14 protein-coding genes are annotated in these 15,796 nt (G+C 61.5%); 8 read left to right on the plus strand and 6 right to left on the minus strand.

From position 1 onward, the window contains the following. Positions 1 to 21: 21 nt before the first annotated feature. Genes ACR0NT_RS16990 through ACR0NT_RS17005 form a run of 4 tightly spaced genes read right to left on the minus strand, consistent with a single transcriptional unit; the run spans position 22 to position 5,559 of the window. Positions 22 to 762 carry an aspartate racemase/maleate isomerase family protein gene (locus tag ACR0NT_RS16990; RefSeq protein ID WP_170674591.1) on the minus strand — a complete coding sequence of 247 codons (741 nt, stop codon included), beginning with the start codon at positions 760 to 762 and terminating at the stop codon, positions 22 to 24. Beyond that, positions 759 to 1,841 (minus strand): aminotransferase class I/II-fold pyridoxal phosphate-dependent enzyme, encoded by a 1,083-nt coding sequence (locus tag ACR0NT_RS16995; protein WP_170674593.1) that lies wholly within the window; start codon positions 1,839 to 1,841, stop codon positions 759 to 761. The genes ACR0NT_RS16990 and ACR0NT_RS16995 overlap by 4 nt, the downstream gene beginning before the upstream one ends. Further along, positions 1,838 to 3,487, minus strand: a complete 1,650-nt coding sequence (locus tag ACR0NT_RS17000; protein ID WP_170674595.1) for a hydantoinase B/oxoprolinase family protein — start codon at positions 3,485 to 3,487, stop codon at positions 1,838 to 1,840. Before ACR0NT_RS17000 ends, ACR0NT_RS16995 begins: the two co-directional genes overlap by 4 nt. After that, on the minus strand, positions 3,484 to 5,559 hold the full coding sequence (locus ACR0NT_RS17005) for a hydantoinase/oxoprolinase family protein (protein WP_480443416.1): 2,076 nt from the start codon (positions 5,557 to 5,559) through the stop codon (positions 3,484 to 3,486). The genes ACR0NT_RS17000 and ACR0NT_RS17005 overlap by 4 nt, the downstream gene beginning before the upstream one ends. 333 nt (positions 5,560 to 5,892) lie before the next feature. Between ACR0NT_RS17005 and ACR0NT_RS17010 the strand changes: the two genes are divergently transcribed. The 8 genes from ACR0NT_RS17010 (at position 5,893) to ACR0NT_RS17045 (ending at position 13,741) form a co-directional block, all read left to right on the plus strand. Then, positions 5,893 to 7,191: a hypothetical protein gene (locus ACR0NT_RS17010; protein WP_170674598.1), complete on the plus strand. Its 1,299-nt coding sequence runs from the start codon at positions 5,893 to 5,895 to the stop codon at positions 7,189 to 7,191. A gap of 16 nt (positions 7,192 to 7,207) precedes the next feature. Then, positions 7,208 to 8,326 carry a cytochrome c peroxidase gene (locus ACR0NT_RS17015; protein ID WP_170447732.1) on the plus strand — a complete coding sequence of 373 codons (1,119 nt, stop codon included), beginning with the start codon at positions 7,208 to 7,210 and terminating at the stop codon, positions 8,324 to 8,326. Further along, entirely contained in the window at positions 8,326 to 9,048 is a 723-nt protein-coding gene (locus ACR0NT_RS17020) for an MbnP family protein (protein ID WP_170674600.1), read from the plus strand. Before ACR0NT_RS17015 ends, ACR0NT_RS17020 begins: the two co-directional genes overlap by 1 nt. Before the next feature lie 182 nt (positions 9,049 to 9,230). Next, positions 9,231 to 10,361: an ABC transporter substrate-binding protein gene (locus ACR0NT_RS17025; protein WP_480443417.1), complete on the plus strand. Its 1,131-nt coding sequence runs from the start codon at positions 9,231 to 9,233 to the stop codon at positions 10,359 to 10,361. 51 nt (positions 10,362 to 10,412) lie between these two features. Continuing rightward, positions 10,413 to 11,333: a branched-chain amino acid ABC transporter permease gene (locus tag ACR0NT_RS17030; protein ID WP_170403178.1), complete on the plus strand. Its 921-nt coding sequence runs from the start codon at positions 10,413 to 10,415 to the stop codon at positions 11,331 to 11,333. Further along, a complete protein-coding gene (locus ACR0NT_RS17035; protein WP_170447740.1) occupies positions 11,330 to 12,316 on the plus strand; it encodes a branched-chain amino acid ABC transporter permease in 987 nt (328 codons plus the stop codon). The genes ACR0NT_RS17030 and ACR0NT_RS17035 overlap by 4 nt, the downstream gene beginning before the upstream one ends. After that, positions 12,309 to 13,058: an ABC transporter ATP-binding protein gene (locus ACR0NT_RS17040; protein ID WP_170674604.1), complete on the plus strand. Its 750-nt coding sequence runs from the start codon at positions 12,309 to 12,311 to the stop codon at positions 13,056 to 13,058. The genes ACR0NT_RS17035 and ACR0NT_RS17040 overlap by 8 nt, the downstream gene beginning before the upstream one ends. Next, positions 13,055 to 13,741 (plus strand): branched-chain amino acid ABC transporter ATP-binding protein, encoded by a 687-nt coding sequence (locus ACR0NT_RS17045; RefSeq protein ID WP_170674605.1) that lies wholly within the window; start codon positions 13,055 to 13,057, stop codon positions 13,739 to 13,741. Before ACR0NT_RS17040 ends, ACR0NT_RS17045 begins: the two co-directional genes overlap by 4 nt. 9 nt (positions 13,742 to 13,750) lie before the next feature. Here ACR0NT_RS17045 and ACR0NT_RS17050 read toward each other — a convergent pair whose 3' ends face one another. After that, positions 13,751 to 14,500, minus strand: a complete 750-nt coding sequence (locus ACR0NT_RS17050; RefSeq protein ID WP_170674607.1) for a porin family protein — start codon at positions 14,498 to 14,500, stop codon at positions 13,751 to 13,753. A 47-nt stretch (positions 14,501 to 14,547) separates the two neighbouring features. Further along, the gene (locus ACR0NT_RS17055; RefSeq protein WP_170674609.1) at positions 14,548 to 15,792 is read right to left on the minus strand and encodes a DUF3179 domain-containing (seleno)protein; all 1,245 of its coding nucleotides are present in this window, start codon (positions 15,790 to 15,792) and stop codon (positions 14,548 to 14,550) included. Positions 15,793 to 15,796: the final 4 nt, after the last annotated feature.

Here is a 15,796-nt window from a genome sequence, read left to right on the forward strand (position 1 = left end):
TTCCGCGCCTTCGCGGACGTTTTAACGCGCATGTTCCAATAGCTGACCGAACCCGGTGATAGGCTCTTTGATGTCCAAAAGCTGCAGTGCCTGAAACAGCATTGCCTGGTTTGAGCTGATCACGGGTTTGCCGACCGCGTCTTCCAAGCGGGCCAGAGCCTCGACGCTGCGCATGTCGGTACAGGACAGAACCAGCGCGTCGGCCTCGGGGTGATCCGCCGCACGGCCCAGTTCAAAGACCGCCTCGGGGTCCAACGCGCCCTGGCCTTCGTTGTCCAGTGCCTCGGTCACCTCTGAGCGCTGAGTGGTCTCAAACCCCAGCTCGGACAGAAAGCCAATCGCCATATCGTTAATCGCGGGCACATAGGGCGAGGCAAACCCGATGCGCCGGGCGCCCAGCGTGGTCAGAGCATGAACCAAAGCCCCGGCCGCAGTGACCGTTTTGGCCCCGCTTGCGGCGCTGATCCGTGCGGCCAGTTTGCGGTCGAATTCCGGACCGTGGGTCAGGGTGGCCGAGGTGCATCCATAGAAGACCACGTCCGGCTTTGCCCCCATCAACAGGCGCAGGGGTTCATCCAGATCGGCGGCCCCCAGATCGTGCATCTGGACCTCGTCCGGGATTTCGTCTTCGTCATAGCCGCCCATCCGGGCCACATGCAGCGAAATGCCCGGAGGGGCAATCAGCGCCAGATCGGGTTCGAGGTTGGTGTTGGTGAAAGGGACAAGAACCCCGAACCGGGCGCGGCCTCTGGATGTGCTCATACCTGCTCCTCCTGTTTCCATTGCGTCAGGATTTCTATTGCCGCGTCCATTGCGTCCTGTGGTCCGACGGTCATGCGCAGGGTATGAGGCAGGCCCGCGCCGCCCTGCGGGCGAAGGAAGACGCCTTCGGAACGCAGCTTTCGGTCGGCACTTGCTGCCGCCTCGGGGCTACCCATGTTCAACAGCAGGAAGTTGGTGAAACTGGGGTAGGGGACGAATCCTGCGTCCCTCATGCCGTTGGCTGCCTGATCGCGCAGAGCAGCCGTCATCTCGCAAGTCTCACGCATATAGGCGTCGTCTCGCACCGCCGCTGCGGCGGCGATTTGAGCGCTGGCGGGGATGTTGTTCGGGTTCATCACCTTGCGCATCTCTTCGGCAATGACCGGCGGGAACAGCCCCCAACCGACGCGGAACCCGGCCATGCCGTAGGCCTTGGAAAAGGTGCGCAGAACGACCGTGTTGCCAGCCGCGACCATGTCGAAACACCGCTCGCCCAGATGGTCTGAGAATTCACCATAGGCCTCGTCGATTACCAGCAAGATGTCGGGCCGCAAACTTTGCCTCAATCGGACGAGCTCGGCTTTGGCGATGCGCGTGCCGGTCGGGTTGCCCGGGTTCGCGACAAAGACGATCCCGGTGTCCGGCTGGACCGATGCCAAAAGAGCATCAACACTGACGGTGACATCCATTTCCCGAGCGGTATCGAACCGCGCATCGGCCATGCGCGCCGCCGTCTGAAAGAACGGGTAGGCATGAGCCGGGGCCAGCACCGCCCGCTCCGGCCCCGAAAACACGCGGGAAAGGCAGCCGATCAGGTCAAGCGATCCGTTGCCGCACAAAATCCCGTCCGCATCAATCCCGTGCAGGTCCGCCAGGGCGTTGCGCAGGTCCGTCCAGTCCGGATTGGGATACAGCATCGACGTCCCCAGGGCCTGCGCCGCTGCCTCAATCGCTCTGGGGCTGGGCGGGCGCAGGCTTTCGTTTTGTGACAGCGAGATAAGGGGTTTGCCTTCAGGCGCTGCAAGGTCGGCAAGTGCATAAGGCGACATGCGCGCAATGTGCGGGTGCGGGCGGGTCATGTTTGCCTCCGGTATTGGGTTCGGGCCATGTCCTGACTGATCAGGCCCGCGCGAAGGTCGTTCTGTACCGCGTCGTCCGAGCGTTCCTCGGGCGGGCCAAACCCGCCTCCGCCCGGTGTTTCGAACATCAGTGTTTCACCGGCTTTGATCCGAACCTCACCTTTGCCGGGCAGTTGGCGGTTGCCGGGCTGCACGGTGATACGTCCGGGCGCACCGTCCAACCCGCCGTCACGGCCCTTGGCGGGGTTCTTGATCCGCTCGACCGACAGAAACAGCATCAGGTCCTGATCTTTTGAGGCGCTCAGTTCAATTTGCTGCCCCAGACCGCCCCGCAGACGCCCGGCACCGCCGGAATCCGACCGCAATTCACGGCGATGAAACAACACCGGGGCGACGGCCTCGGTGGTTTCGACCTGACTGCCCCAGACGCCGCTGGGAAATGCCGTGGCCGACAGGCCATCCAGCCGGGGCCGGGCGCCGGTGCCGCCGTTGAACACAAGTTCCAGAGCAAACAGGTCATCGTCCCGGTCAACCGCCTCGGGTGCATGGCGCAGAGGCAGGTCGTACATGCACGAGGCCCCCTCGGCCGGGACCCTGTCGGGCAGGGCCTGCGACAGGCAGCCATAGACCAGATCGGGTGTCATCTGTCCCAGCGTGTGCCGCATCGCCACCGGGGCCGGGGGCTGTGCGTTCAGGATACAGCCCACGGGGGCGGTCACCCGGAACGGGTCGAGCGAGCCCGCATTGTTCGGAATATCCGCCCCGATGATGCAGCGCAGGGCAAAGACGGAATAGGCCGTGGCATAGTTCAGAGGCACGTTGATCCCTTTGCCGACGCAGGGCGCAGTGCCGTCGAAATTCAGCAGCAAATGGTCGTCTGCGATGGTGAGGGCGGCGTGCAGCTCGATCTCTTCATCATAGCCGTCGACCTTCAGCACGTGCCGCCACGTGCCCTTGGGCAGGGCGGCGATGGCCTCAAGGGTACCGCGCCGAGAGGTATCGATGATGTAATCCGCCAGCCCATTCAGATTGGTGATGCCAAACTCCTGCATCATCAGCACCACCCGGATGAATCCGGCCTCGCAACAGGCGATCAGGGCATAGATGTCGCCTTCGTTGGCGATTGGCTCGCGCGAGTTGGCTTTGACGATGTCCAGCAGCAGCGCGTTGACCGCGCCCTGACTGACCAGTTTGCAGGGTGGGATCAGCAGGCCTTCGTCATAGATATCCGATCCCTCAGGCCCCATACCCAGCCCACCCAGATCGACCAGATGCGACGTGCAGGCGGTGTAGCCGATCACCGTGTCCTGATAGAACACCGGCATCATCAGCAGAAAGTCGTTCAGGTGCCCCGAGGCGATCCACGGGTCGTTGGTCATGTAGATGTCGCCGGGTTTCATCTCGCTCTGGGCAAAGCGCCCATGCAGGGTTTTGACCGCCTCGGCCATGGTGTTGATATGCCCGGGCGTGCCGGTGACGGCCTGTGCCAGCATCCGGCCTTGCGCATCGAATATCCCGGCCGAGATATCACCGCATTCACGCACGATCGGGCTGAAAGCAGCGCGGATCAGCGCCTGCCCCTGTTCCTCAACCACGGCCAGTAGCCGGTTCCACATCACCTGCAGGCGTGTATCTGACTGGATCATGGCTGGGTCTCCTCTTGCCGTGTCAGCCAGATATTGCCCTGGCCGTCGACGCTGGCGCTGAAATCGGCGCTGACGAATGTGGTTGTCTGGGCCTCGACGATCAGAACCGGACCGCTGAGGGCCACTCCGGGCGTCAGGTCCGAGCGGTTGAATACGCCCGCCGGACGCCAGGCGCCGGTGACGTCGCAGAGGATTTGCCGGTGTTCGGTTGCGGTTGCGGTGTGTTCCGCCGGAGCGTCAGGATAGGCCTCATGTGCGGGGGCGGGCGATGAGACTGACAGCCCCCAGTTCAGGATTTCTATGGTCATGCCGGGCACGATCCGGCTGAATTGGCGACTGTATTCCGCTTCAAATGCCTTTCGTAGCGCGTCAAGGTCCGAGGCGGCCAAAGCACGGTCGGGCAGGCGGATTTCGATCTCGTGCCCTTGCCCGTGATACCGCATATAGGCGACGCGGCGCTGCAGCAGCGCGCCTTCGGGTGCTCCGGCACGGACGACCTGTTCCGCCTCAGTCTGCATGGCGTCGAAGAACCGGTTCAGGCCCTTGATGTCCAGACCGTCCAACCGGGCATAGCGTGATCGGATGACCTCATAGGATACGGGCGCGAACAGGAAGCCGACCGCCGAGCCCACTCCTGGGTCACGCGGGATCAGAACTCGCCGCATCCCGGCGCGTCGGGCCACGCGCGTGGCGTGCAGCGGGCCGTTGCCGCCAAACGCGATCATCAGCCGGTTGCTTAGGTCCTTGCCGGATTCGACCGCATGCATCCGGCCTGCGCTGGCCATGCTTTCGTCAACAATCTCACTAACCGCGAAGGCGGCCTGATCGGGGCTGAGGCCAAGGGGATCGCCGACATCCTGCGCCATTGCTTGTGTGGCGGCATCCGGATCGATCCGCAGCCGCCCTTCGGCGAAACGCCCCGGCTCGATCAGGCCCAGCGTCAGGTCAGCATCGGTGACCGTCGGCTTGTCGCCACCCTTGCCAAAGGCCGCGGGGCCGGGGTCTGATCCCGCGCTGTGCGGACCGACCTGAATGCGGCCCAGACGATCAACGCTGGCGATCGAGCCGCCGCCCGCTCCGATCTCGATCATCTCGATCACCGGGATGCGCACCGGCATCCCTGATCCCTTGATGAAACGCTCGGCCCGCGAGATTTCGAACTTGCGCGCGGTCTGCGGGCGATAGTCGTCGATCAGGCACAGCTTGACTGTGGTGCCGCCCATGTCAAAGGACAACACCTCGGCCTCACCAGTTGCCTCGGCGATGCGGGCGGCCAGAACAGCACCTCCGGCGGGGCCGGATTCCACCAGACGGATCGGCAGCCGGGCGGCTGTGTCCAGCGTGGTCATGCCACCCCCCGCCGTCATCATCAGGATCGGGCAGGCCAGCCCCATTTGCCGGAAGCGGGCCTCGAAGTCCTGCAGGTAGCCAGCCATCAAGGGCTGCACATAGGCGTTTGCAATTGTGGTGCAAAGCCGGTCGAACTCGCGCGCTTCGGGGCTGACCTCGTGGCTGAGCGAGATGACCAGGTCTGGCATGTGCTGCGCCAGCAGGTCGCGCAACGCCAGCTCATGCGCCGGGTTGGCATAAGAGTGCAGCAGGCAGATGGCGACGGCCTCGACCTCGAGCGCCCGCAGTTCGGCCACCAGGGGGCCGATACCAGCCTCGTCCAGCGGTTCCAGCTCTTGTCCGTTGGCGTCCATGCGTCCGCCGATGGTCAGCGAATGGGTGCGCGGCACGATCAGGTCGGGTTTGACCAGATCGATCGCATACTGGCTGTAGCGCCGCTCGTACGCGATTTCGAGAATGTCGCGGAACCCGCGCGTGGTGATCGTGGCCGTGGCGGCCCCGCGACGCTCGATCAGCGCATTGGTGGCCAGAGTGGTGCCGTGGATGAACCCGGTCACCTGACGCCAGTCGGCGCCAGCGGCCTTCAGCACATGCGTGGCGCCCGCAACTGCGCCAAGGGCGGGGCGGTGCGGCGTGGTAGAGGTTTTGGTGGTCGCCACCACCCGAGACGCGCAGTCCAGCAGGACGGTATCGGTGAACGTACCGCCGATGTCGATCGCCATGCGCAATCCAACTGTTTGATTCATAGAGGTATCAGCCTGAAAAGGTGGAACAGACCCGAAGGCGGGTCAGGTGAAAACGGACTGTTCCCCGCGGGTCAGGCGACCAGATCGCACCCGGTTTCGCGACGCATCATCGGTTGTCGAAGGTTGGCAGTCACTGCTTCAGTTCTCCGTCATCTGATGGCCATGACATTGGGTGAGGAAAGCCCCCTCCGTCAACACTTCATTCGGGGGAGGCGCAGGTTTGGTGCAAAACCCGGAATATGATAAGACGATGAGCGCGGCGCATCCCATTCTGAATTGTCACGCAGTTTCATCAAAAGGGGGTAAGTCATGAAACTCATTCATTTAAAACAAAGTATTCTGATCGCCACGGGCCTGATACTGGCGGGCCTGTCTCCGGCGCTGGCACAGGATCGCGAGGAAAGTCAGGGCATGGTGCTTTTGCGCGGGCTGCCGACGCTGGACACCAGCCACAGCATTGCAATCATCGAACTGGACCCGGAATCGGAACAGTTCGGAGAGATCCTCAGTGAAGTAGAACAGCCCGAGATGGTGCATCCGCTGCACCATCTTTATTACAGCCCCAGCGGCCGGCTTTATGCTACGGGGCTGGATCCGTCCTGCAGCCTGGCCGAGGTCGGGCTGTCCCGCGATGCGGGCGGTGCGCCGGTGATGTCCGGCTTTACCTGTCTGGACACGCAGGGGCAGATGGTTGGTGAAGACATCATGTGGACAAACTCGAACGGGCAGGAATATATGTTCGTGACCTTCCTGGGCGGAACCGGAGGGGATGATGGTGGCTCGGTGGGTGTGTTCGACGCGCAAACCAACGAGGTCGTCAAGGTTATCGAGGCGCGCAAAAGTCAGGTCGGCGAGGGCGCGCCATACATTATGTATCCGCACGGCATCTCGGCTTTTGACGACCGTATGGTGGTGACGTCGACGGTTCATCCGGACCTAGCCACCGGTGTTGGCAATGTGCTGACGATCATTGATCTGAACACGCTGGAGCCCATCGAAAACATCACCGTCGAGAAGGAAAAGCCGCTGAACTTCCCGTCTTCTCCGGTCGAAGTGCTGTTTGCGCGCCCCGACATGCACCCGGATATCGAACCGGCCATTCTGGCCAACACGATGTTTGGCTTCGAGACATGGAAAGTACCCTATGATGCCAGTTCCAAGACCTTTGGCGAGGCCGAAGTGATCTATAGCGGCGTTGCCAATGACACCGCCGTGCCACTGGAATTCTACGGCACCGAAGACGAGCTGTTCATCTCACATGCTTTGCCCGGCGTGGTGAAACGCTATGATCTGGCGTCTTTGCCCGAGCTGGTATCCAGCGGGCCGGATATCGTGGCCGATCCGGGCGCGCATCACATGATCTTTTTCACCTCGGCTTCGGGGCGTGATCTGATCGCAGTGCAGAACAATCTGCTGAACCTGGGCAATGGCGCTGACAATGACCCGACGGATGTGGATTTCATTGCAGGTCTGAACAGCCATACGATCTCGGTCCACGATCTTGAGACAGGTGAGCGTCTGGCCACGGTCAATATCAAGGATCGCTACAACAAGGGGATTGAGAACCTGGAAGGCCTGTTCGGCTCGGGCTTTGTCCATCACCATTAGCGGCCCGGAGGGGGTTATGCGCTGGGTGCTTTTGATCCTCGCCACTGCAGGGCTTGCCGTGGCGGGGTGGGTCGTCTGGGATCGCACGCGCGACCCGGTGGCAACGCCGATCGCCGATTTCTCGGCACCGTTTGTGTTCGGTCGCTTTGCCGTTCCGCTCGACAATCCGCTGACCGAAGAGGCCTTCGCGCTGGGCCGGCACCTGTTCTATGACCCGATCCTGTCGGGCAACAATCAGGTGTCTTGCGCCACCTGTCACGTGCAGGCGCTGGCCTTTACAGACGGGCGCGCGAGATCGCCGTCCTTGTCAGGTGGAGAGCTGGATTTCAGCGCCATGAGCCTTGCCAACCTTCTGTGGGGGCAAGAGCGGTTTTTCTGGGATGGCCGCGTGACTTCTCTTGAGGAACAGGCGTTGCTGCCGATCCAGCACCCGGATGAGATGGGGCAGGATATCGACGCCCTGATGACCGAGCTTGAGGCGTCCGGCACCTATCGCCGGATGTTCCGCCAAGCCTATGGTGCGGTCACGCCGGAAAACACGGCCAAGGCGCTGGCCACCTTCATGCGGATGCTGGTTTCGTCCGAGTCGAAATATGACAGGTACCTGCGCGGCGAAACCCGCCTGACCGCGCAGGAGGAGCACGGGCGTAAACTGTTCATGGCGCATCCCGATACCAAGGTTTCGCTACGGGGCGGCAATTGCATCGACTGCCACAGCCAGTTTCTGACGTCCGGATTCCGCGATGCGCTGGACGGGTTCTCAAACAACGGTCTGGACCCGGACGATACCCTGCCCGACGGGTTGATGGCCGTCACCGGAAACCCGGCGCATAAGGGGTTTTTCAAGGTACCGACCCTGCGCAACATCGCTGTCACCGCGCCCTACATGCATGACGGCCGGTTCGAGACGCTTGAGGACGTCATGAACCACTACAATGACGGCATCGTGGTCAGCGATACGCTCAGCCCCTTGATCCTAGAGGCAGACAACGCGCCCGAGGCTGGGCAGGACACAGTCGGCCTGCGCATGACACCCGAGGAAATGCAGGCGATCATCGCCTTTCTGCACACGCTGACGGATGAGGCATTTCTGACCAACCCGAAGTTTTCCGACCCGTTTGACGGAGGTTCCTGATGAGAGCGATCCTTGGACTATTGGCCGCTGCGGCCCTGATCACCGGATGGTTCATTCTGGGCTTCGGTCGGCAGAAAACCACGCCAGTTACACTGACCTTTCACGCGCAAATGGGGGACCAGCCTCTGGTCTATGATCAGTTTGTCTATGACAACCCGGGTGGGGACGGGCAGTTCAGGGTTCGGGATTTCAGGTTCTACCTCAGCAATCTTTCACTGGGGCAGGGTGATGAAGCCTATGCGGAACCGGACAGCTATCACCTGTTGCGTTTTGACAATGAGGATAGAACGCATTCGATCACGCTGCCCGAGGTGCCCCTGAAATCCGTCGACACCGTGCACTTCCTGATCGGGGTTGATCCTGAAGCGAATGGCTCGATCGAGGTGCGGGGGGATCTGGACCCCAACAGCCAGATGGCGTGGAACTGGGAGGTCGGGTATAAATTCGTGGTCGTGGAAGGTGCGCTGAAACAGGGGGATGACGTAGTCCCGCTGGTTTATCATGTCGGGTTCTCGGAAAATGCCCGCGAGGTCGAATTCATGTTGCCGCCGGACGTTCTCGCCAGTGACGACCCCGAGCTGCACCTGATCGTCGATCTGGCGAAGTTCTTCGACGGGACGGCGCAGATCGACATGCAGGCTCTGCCGTCGGTCAAGTTCAACCGAGCAGATGCCGAGATGCTGGCCGACAACTACGCCATCATGATCACTCTGGCCTTCTGAGGCGGCTCATTTTTTGGGAAAATTCAGCGGTTCAGGTCGAAATCGCCCTCGACGGCGGGGGTGTGATCGGTGATTGTTTGGACGATTGACCTGGGGAAAAGGCCGCTCAGTCAAAGAAATAGACTAAACGCCGTGACGGCGGGCAAAAGTTGCGTCGAAAAGACCAGCGAAGGGAGATGAAGATGAAGAAGTTTCTAGCAGCCGCTGCGGTTTCCGCGCTGTGCGCAACCGGCGCTTTGGCCGAGGTCAAGGTTGGGATGATCACCACGCTGTCTGGTGGCGGTGCCGGGCTGGGTATCGACGTGCGTGACGGGTTCATGCTGGCCATCGCGCAATCGGGCCGGGATGATATCGAGGTCGTGATCGAGGATGACCAGCGCAAGCCGGACATCGCCGTGCAACTGTCCGACAAGATGATCCAGTCCGAACGGGTTGATGTGATGACCGGCATCATCTGGTCCAACCTGGCGATGGCGGTTGTGCCGGCTGCTGTGAACCAGAATGTGTTTTACCTGTCGCCCAACGCGGGCCCGTCGCCGCTGGCCGGAAAAGGCTGTCACAAAAACTACTTCAACGTCGCCTGGCAGAACGACAACTTGCACGAGGCCGCAGGCGCCTATGCCAACGGCGCAGGCTACAAGAACAGCTTCATTCTGGCGCCGAACTACCCGGCGGGTGTGGATGCGCTGACCGGCTACAAGCGCTTCTTTGAGGGCGATCTGGCCGGTGAGGTCTATACCGAACTGGGACAGACCGACTATGCCGCCGAGATCGCGCAAATCCGGGCCAGCGACGCGGACAGCGTGTTCTTCTTCCTGCCCGGTGGCATGGGGATTTCCTTCCTGAAGCAATATGCCGACAGTGGCATCGACAAGCCCGTGATCGGCCCGGCCTTCAGCTTTGATCAGGGCATTCTGCAGGCGGTTGGCGATGCGGCGATGGGTGTGGTGAACACCTCGCAATGGAACAAGGACATCGACAACCCGACCAACGCGGCGTTTGTGGAAAGTTTCCAGGCCGAATATGGTCGTCTGCCCTCGCTCTACGCCAGCCAGGGGTTCGATACTGCCAATCTGCTGCTGTCTGCGCTGGACAAGGCCGATCCTTCAGATGCGAGGGCCTTCCGCAACGCGCTGCGTCTGGCCGAATTCGACAGCACCCGCGGCGATTTCAAGTTCGGCCCGAACCATCACCCTGTTCAGACCATCTATGCCCGCGAAGTGATCAAGGAAGGCGATGTCTTCACCAATAAGATCATCGGCGTCGCGCTGGAAGAACACTTTGACGCCTACGGGGTCGAGTGTAAAATGTAACGACCTTCTGCCTGCCCCGGCCAACGGGGCGGGCAGATCACCGGAGTTTCCATGTCCTCGATCCTGATTATCGAGCAGATCCTCAACGGGCTGCAGTTCGGCGTTATGCTGTTCCTGATGGCGGCTGGCCTGACGCTGATTTTCGGCGTAATGGGGCTGATCAACCTCGCGCATGGCTCGCTGTATATGGTGGGGGCCTTTGCCGCCGCTGCCGTGGCGGGGGCCACAGGGTCTTTCCTGTTGGCTTTGGTTGCCGCGCTCGCTGCTGCGGCGCTCGCTGGCGCGATTGTCGAGATGGTGGTGATCCGACGGTTGTATAACGCGCCGCATCTGGATCAGGTGCTGGCGACCTTTGCCCTGATCCTGATCTTCTCCGAGGGTACGCGCTGGGTTTTCGGGTCTTTCCCGCTGTTTCTGGACATTCCTGACGCGCTGTCGGGGCCGGTTACTTTGCCCGGTGGCATCGAATACCCGCTCTATCGCCTGACCCTGATCGGCATCGGGCTGGCCGTGGCCGTGGGGCTGTGGGCGTTGATCGAGCGCACCCGACTGGGCATCCAGATACGCGCCGGGGAAAATGACCGGGAAATGATCGCGGCGCTGGGTGTCGATATCTCGAAGCTCTACACGCTGGTCTTTGCGCTGGGCGCGGCACTGGCCGGGCTGGCGGGTGCCTTGGTCGGCGCGATCCAGTCGGTCCAGGTGGGGATGGGAGAGCCGGTTTTGATCCTCGCCTTCGTGGTCATCGTTATCGGCGGCATCGGCTCGGTACGCGGAGCCTTCATCGGCGCGCTTTTGGTCGGGTTAACGGACACGCTGGGCGGAGTGTTCCTGCCCGAGATGTTCAAGCTGTTCATGGACAATGGCGCGGCGCAGAAAACCGGCTCGGCGCTGGCGTCTATGGGGATTTACGTGCTGATGGGGCTGGTGCTGATCTGGCGGCCAACCGGCCTGTTCGGAGCACGCGCATGAGGTTGAATGAAAGGTATCTGAACGCGCTGGTGATCGCGGGCTTGCTGGCGTTGCCGCTTTGGGCGGTTGTGGCGGATCAGCCGTTCACGATCACGCTGGTGACGCGGGCGGTGATCCTTGCGCTGGCGGCGGTGGGGCTGAACATCATCCTCGGGATTGGTGGCATGGTCAGCTTTGGCCACGCCGTGTTCTTCGGGATCGGAGGTTACGCGATGGGCATCCTCGCCTATCACGCGCAGACCTATACGGCGCTTGATCTGGGGCTGTTTGCAACCGACGGCACCAAGTCCATGCCGGTGATCTGGCTGGTGGCGATGATCCTGTCAGCGCTGGTGGCGTTTTTTATCGGGTTGTTGTCCCTGCGGACGTCCGGCGTGTACTTCATCATGATCACGCTCGCCTTTGGCCAGATGTTTTTCTACTTCGCCATCTCCTGGTCGCAATATGGCGGAGAGGACGGGCTGTCGATCTATGTCCGCAACGGTTTTCCCGGCCTGAATACGCTGGTGCCGATCCAGTTCTACGCTGTGTGCTTCACGTTACTCTGCGTCGTGCTGTTTTTGTTTGCGCGGTTGCAGGCCTCACCCTTTGGGCTGGCGCTGAATGCGTCGCGGCAGACAGCCATGCGGGTCGAAACCGTAGGACTGAACCCGACGCGGTTGAAGCTGCTGGCCTTTGTGATCTCGGGCGCGATCACCGGGCTGGCGGGGGCGTTGTTTGCCGACCTGAACCGCTTTGTCTCGCCCTCAATGTTCAGTTGGCAGCTGTCCGGAGAGTTGATCGTGTTGATCATCATCGGCGGGGTGGGGCGCCTGATGGGGCCGGTGATCGGGGCCTGCGTTTTTGTCGCGCTGGAGCACTTTCTGGGTGAACTTACCGATTTCTGGCACGTCTATCTGGGTGTGGCCCTGTTGTGCATCGTACTGTTCGCCCGCGGTGGTCTGATTGGCCTGCTGACCGGGAAGGAAGGCGCGCATGTCTGATCCCGTTCTTGCCACTTTGGACCTGAACAAGAGCTTTGGGGCGCTCAAGGCTACCGATGGCGTGTCCATTGAGCTGAGGCCCGGAGAAATTCATGCCATCATAGGCCCGAACGGCGCGGGCAAGTCGACATTGATTCAGCAGATATGCGGCGGGCTGGTCCCCGATTCAGGGCAGGTTCTGCTGAATGGTCAGGATGTCTCGGGCTATTCTACTCAGGCACGGGCGCAGGCCGGGCTGGGGCGCACTTTCCAGATTTCTCAGCTTTGTATGGAGGATACGGTGCTGGAGAACGTGGTGCTGGGTGCAATGGGTGCGGAACGCATGGCGTGGCGGTTTTGGCGGCCCGCCCTGAAACGGCCTGAACTGCGCGACCGGGCCGAGGCTGCGCTGGAACGTGTGGGCCTCAGCGATGAACGTGACACGCGCTGCGCCAACCTTAGCCACGGCCAACGGCGGCAATTGGAGGTGGCGGTGACCCTGACCCTATCGCCCAAAGCCTTTGTCATGGACGAGCCGATGGCGGGGCTTGGCGCCGAAGGCTCGAAACGGCTGACCGGGTTTCTGGACGGATTGCGTCAGAAAGCGCCGATCCTGCTGGTGGAGCATGACATGGATGCGGTTTTCGCTCTGGCCGATCGGATCAGTGTGCTGGTTTACGGCAAGGTCATCGCCACCGGTACGGCCGATGAAATCCGCCACAGCCCCGAGGTGCGTGATGCCTATTTGGGGGATGAGGCATGACCCTGCTGCGGCTTGAAAACCTGACTGCCAGTTATGGCGACAGTCAGGCGCTGTTCGGCGTCGACCTGCAGGTGGCACAGGGCGAAGTGACCGCCCTGATGGGGCGTAACGGCATGGGCAAATCGACCACGGTAAAAGCGATTTGCCGGATGATCCGGTCGCAGGGCGCGCTGAAGCTGGACGGGCAGGACCTGCACGCGCTGCCCAGCCACAAGGTGGCCCGCAAGGGGGTGGGGCTGGTGCCCGAAGGCCGCCGCTGTTTTGCTGATCTGACTGTGCGCGAAAACCTGATTGCGGCGGCACGGCCCGGCGACTGGACTCTGCGCCGCGTGACCGAGCTGTTCCCCCGGTTGGGCGAGCGGAAGGGCCAGCGCGCCGCCTCGCTGTCAGGGGGCGAACAACAGATGCTGGCGATTGGCCGGGCGCTGATGACCAACCCACGCCTGCTGATACTGGACGAGGCCACCGAGGGCCTTGCCCCTATTGTCCGGCAGGAGATCTGGGCCGCTCTTCATCGTCTCAAGCAAGAGACGAATGTGGCAATCCTGTTGATCGATAAATCGCTGAAAGAACTGGCGGCGGTGTCTGACCGCGCAGTCATTCTGGAACGGGGCCGCACGGTCTGGTCCGGTGCAATGGCTGAACTGACCCCGGAGGTTTCCGAGAAATACGTGGGGGTCTGATCATCCCTTTCAGAACCTGTAGGTGGCGCCCAGCACAGGCCCGGATTGATCGAATGTGTAGTCGTTGCCGTCAATGTCGTGATCGAACGAGATATAGCGATACCCGCCGCGCAGCAGCCATCTGTCGTTGATGGCGTAATCGGCCGTCAGCAGGACAGACCAGGTCTGACTGCCGCTGCGAAACCCTCCGTAATCCACATAGGCCGTGCTGGTCCATGCATCGGACAGGGTGAACCGGGCGCGGACCCCCACCACCGGATCGAACCAGCTGGCGTCGGCAGAACTGGTCTGCGATGGCGCTGCGCCCGGGGTCAGGGTGAAGTCCGTGTCGGTGCTGTACCACCTGAAGCCGCCCGCCAGATCAACCTTTACGGACGGGTCATTGCGCACCCGGTATCCCAACAAAGCAGTAAGAAACTGCGTCTTGACCGAGGTTTCCAGCTCTGAGCCCGCCGGGCCGGGCGCGGTATTTCCAAAGGTCAGGTTTGTGTAATTATAGTCGGCCAGCACGCTCCATTGACCGTTTGTTGCGGCCAGCGCGCCCATGAAGGCAAAATCCAGATTCTCCAGCGCGTCGGAAAAGCTGAGCGTCGCGTCAAGCGTGCCGGACGGGGTTTGAAAGCTGGTCTCGGTCTCGGGCATGAACAGATAGATCGTGGCCTCATAGGACCAGTCGGATTGCTGCGCCAAAGCCATCGGTGCCACTGACGCAAGCAGGGCCGCCGCCGCGCAGCCCTTCAACCTTTGAGTTAGTGCCATTCCGCCCCTCCCTGTTGTTATTGCCGAATTGTTCGAATCCTGCGGGGCTACGCCGCCACGGTATCAGGTGTTTCCGTGCGCGTGCCAACACGATTGATGTCAGTGTTCGGAAAAAACTCGGACCAGACATGCCAAAAGACGCCAGCGCGCAGTGTTTCCACCCGTTGTAGTTGGCCCTGATCCGACTGGCCCCAGAAATCGCAACGGGCAACGGGCTTGCCGCTGTCATTGTACCAGACCCCAAGGCTTTCGTATTTCGGGTCCAGGCTGACAACGACATCGCGCCCGCCGACGGTGGCATTGACGATCCAGTTGTTGTCGACGACGAAGTCATCGGTCCAGCAGGCGGCGTCTTTGCCGATGGTGATCCCCCAGACATGGGTCTTGTTCGGCAACCGGTCGTCCGAGCGGTCCATGTTGTCCATCACCGGTGCGTCTTCCTGATGCTGGCGACCGATGCCCCAGCCAAAGGTGATCTCGGTCACCATATCCAACAGCCTTAACAGAGGGTTGGTCGACGGCATGTTCAGAAACACCTCACCCTCGGGGAAGGCCTTTTGGAACCCGCGGAAGGTCATTCTGTAAGTTGGCCAGGGTTTCATCTGCGCCTCGGGACGTATGGGGCAGGCGGGGCCGTCGGCATTCGGGTCGCGGTCGGCCTCGCGGAAGCCATAGATGTGCTGGATCGGCTCACCGGTTTCATTGTCACGCAGGATCAGATTGTTGCCGTGCTGGGCCAGCACTTCGAGATCCAGCCGTTTGCCTTCGATCCGTGGGGCGTAGCCCTGCCCGAGATTGGCCATCGCGCAATAGGTCATGACCACGTCCTGTCCGCCCAGCCCGTCCGCGTCGCCCGCCAGATGAGGCCGCATGATCTGCGCATCGGGGTGCGCGCGGGCGTGGCCGTTATTGTCGATCACGATGACCGGCGCAGTGGGGCCGACATGCTTCTGCGCCTCGCTGATGGGAAAGAAGGCGGCATCATTCATCTGGTTGCGCAGGCCCAGATGCACCCAGACATAGGGAAACCCATACAGAAACAGCACCAAAAGCGCGGATATGATCCACAGCCAGAGCGGCCCACCACCCAGAATGAAATGTGCCAGAGTGGCGATTGCAAACGCGCCAAGTCCGATCCCGATTAGCCGGTATTCATGCCGGATGAAACGCACCATGTTCTGGCGTTTCACCTTCAGCAGCATCTGCGAGATGTCACCCAGATCACGGAAATAGACGAACCCGATCCCAAGCGAGACAACTAGGCCAAGAGCGAAGAGTATATTGCCGACCATATGC

The sequence above is a fragment of the Ruegeria sp. AB10 genome (assembly GCF_056542745.1).

What these genes read in the sequence shown, in the direction of transcription:
- ACR0NT_RS16990 (WP_170674591.1), bottom strand. Translation starts at nt 762, where the DNA reads ATGAGCACATCCAGAGGCCGCGCCCGGTTCGGGGTTCTTGTCCCTTTC.
- ACR0NT_RS16995 (WP_170674593.1), bottom strand. Translation starts at nt 1,841, where the DNA reads ATGACCCGCCCGCACCCGCACATTGCGCGCATGTCGCCTTATGCACTT.
- ACR0NT_RS17000 (WP_170674595.1), bottom strand. Translation starts at nt 3,487, where the DNA reads ATGATCCAGTCAGATACACGCCTGCAGGTGATGTGGAACCGGCTACTG.
- ACR0NT_RS17005 (WP_480443416.1), bottom strand. Translation starts at nt 5,559, where the DNA reads ATGGCGATCGACATCGGCGGTACGTTCACCGATACCGTCCTGCTGGAC.
- ACR0NT_RS17010 (WP_170674598.1), top strand. Translation starts at nt 5,893, where the DNA reads ATGAAACTCATTCATTTAAAACAAAGTATTCTGATCGCCACGGGCCTG.
- ACR0NT_RS17015 (WP_170447732.1), top strand. Translation starts at nt 7,208, where the DNA reads ATGCGCTGGGTGCTTTTGATCCTCGCCACTGCAGGGCTTGCCGTGGCG.
- ACR0NT_RS17020 (WP_170674600.1), top strand. Translation starts at nt 8,326, where the DNA reads ATGAGAGCGATCCTTGGACTATTGGCCGCTGCGGCCCTGATCACCGGA.
- ACR0NT_RS17025 (WP_480443417.1), top strand. Translation starts at nt 9,231, where the DNA reads ATGAAGAAGTTTCTAGCAGCCGCTGCGGTTTCCGCGCTGTGCGCAACC.
- ACR0NT_RS17030 (WP_170403178.1), top strand. Translation starts at nt 10,413, where the DNA reads ATGTCCTCGATCCTGATTATCGAGCAGATCCTCAACGGGCTGCAGTTC.
- ACR0NT_RS17035 (WP_170447740.1), top strand. Translation starts at nt 11,330, where the DNA reads ATGAGGTTGAATGAAAGGTATCTGAACGCGCTGGTGATCGCGGGCTTG.
- ACR0NT_RS17040 (WP_170674604.1), top strand. Translation starts at nt 12,309, where the DNA reads ATGTCTGATCCCGTTCTTGCCACTTTGGACCTGAACAAGAGCTTTGGG.
- ACR0NT_RS17045 (WP_170674605.1), top strand. Translation starts at nt 13,055, where the DNA reads ATGACCCTGCTGCGGCTTGAAAACCTGACTGCCAGTTATGGCGACAGT.
- ACR0NT_RS17050 (WP_170674607.1), bottom strand. Translation starts at nt 14,500, where the DNA reads ATGGCACTAACTCAAAGGTTGAAGGGCTGCGCGGCGGCGGCCCTGCTT.
- ACR0NT_RS17055 (WP_170674609.1), bottom strand. Translation starts at nt 15,792, where the DNA reads ATGGTCGGCAATATACTCTTCGCTCTTGGCCTAGTTGTCTCGCTTGGG.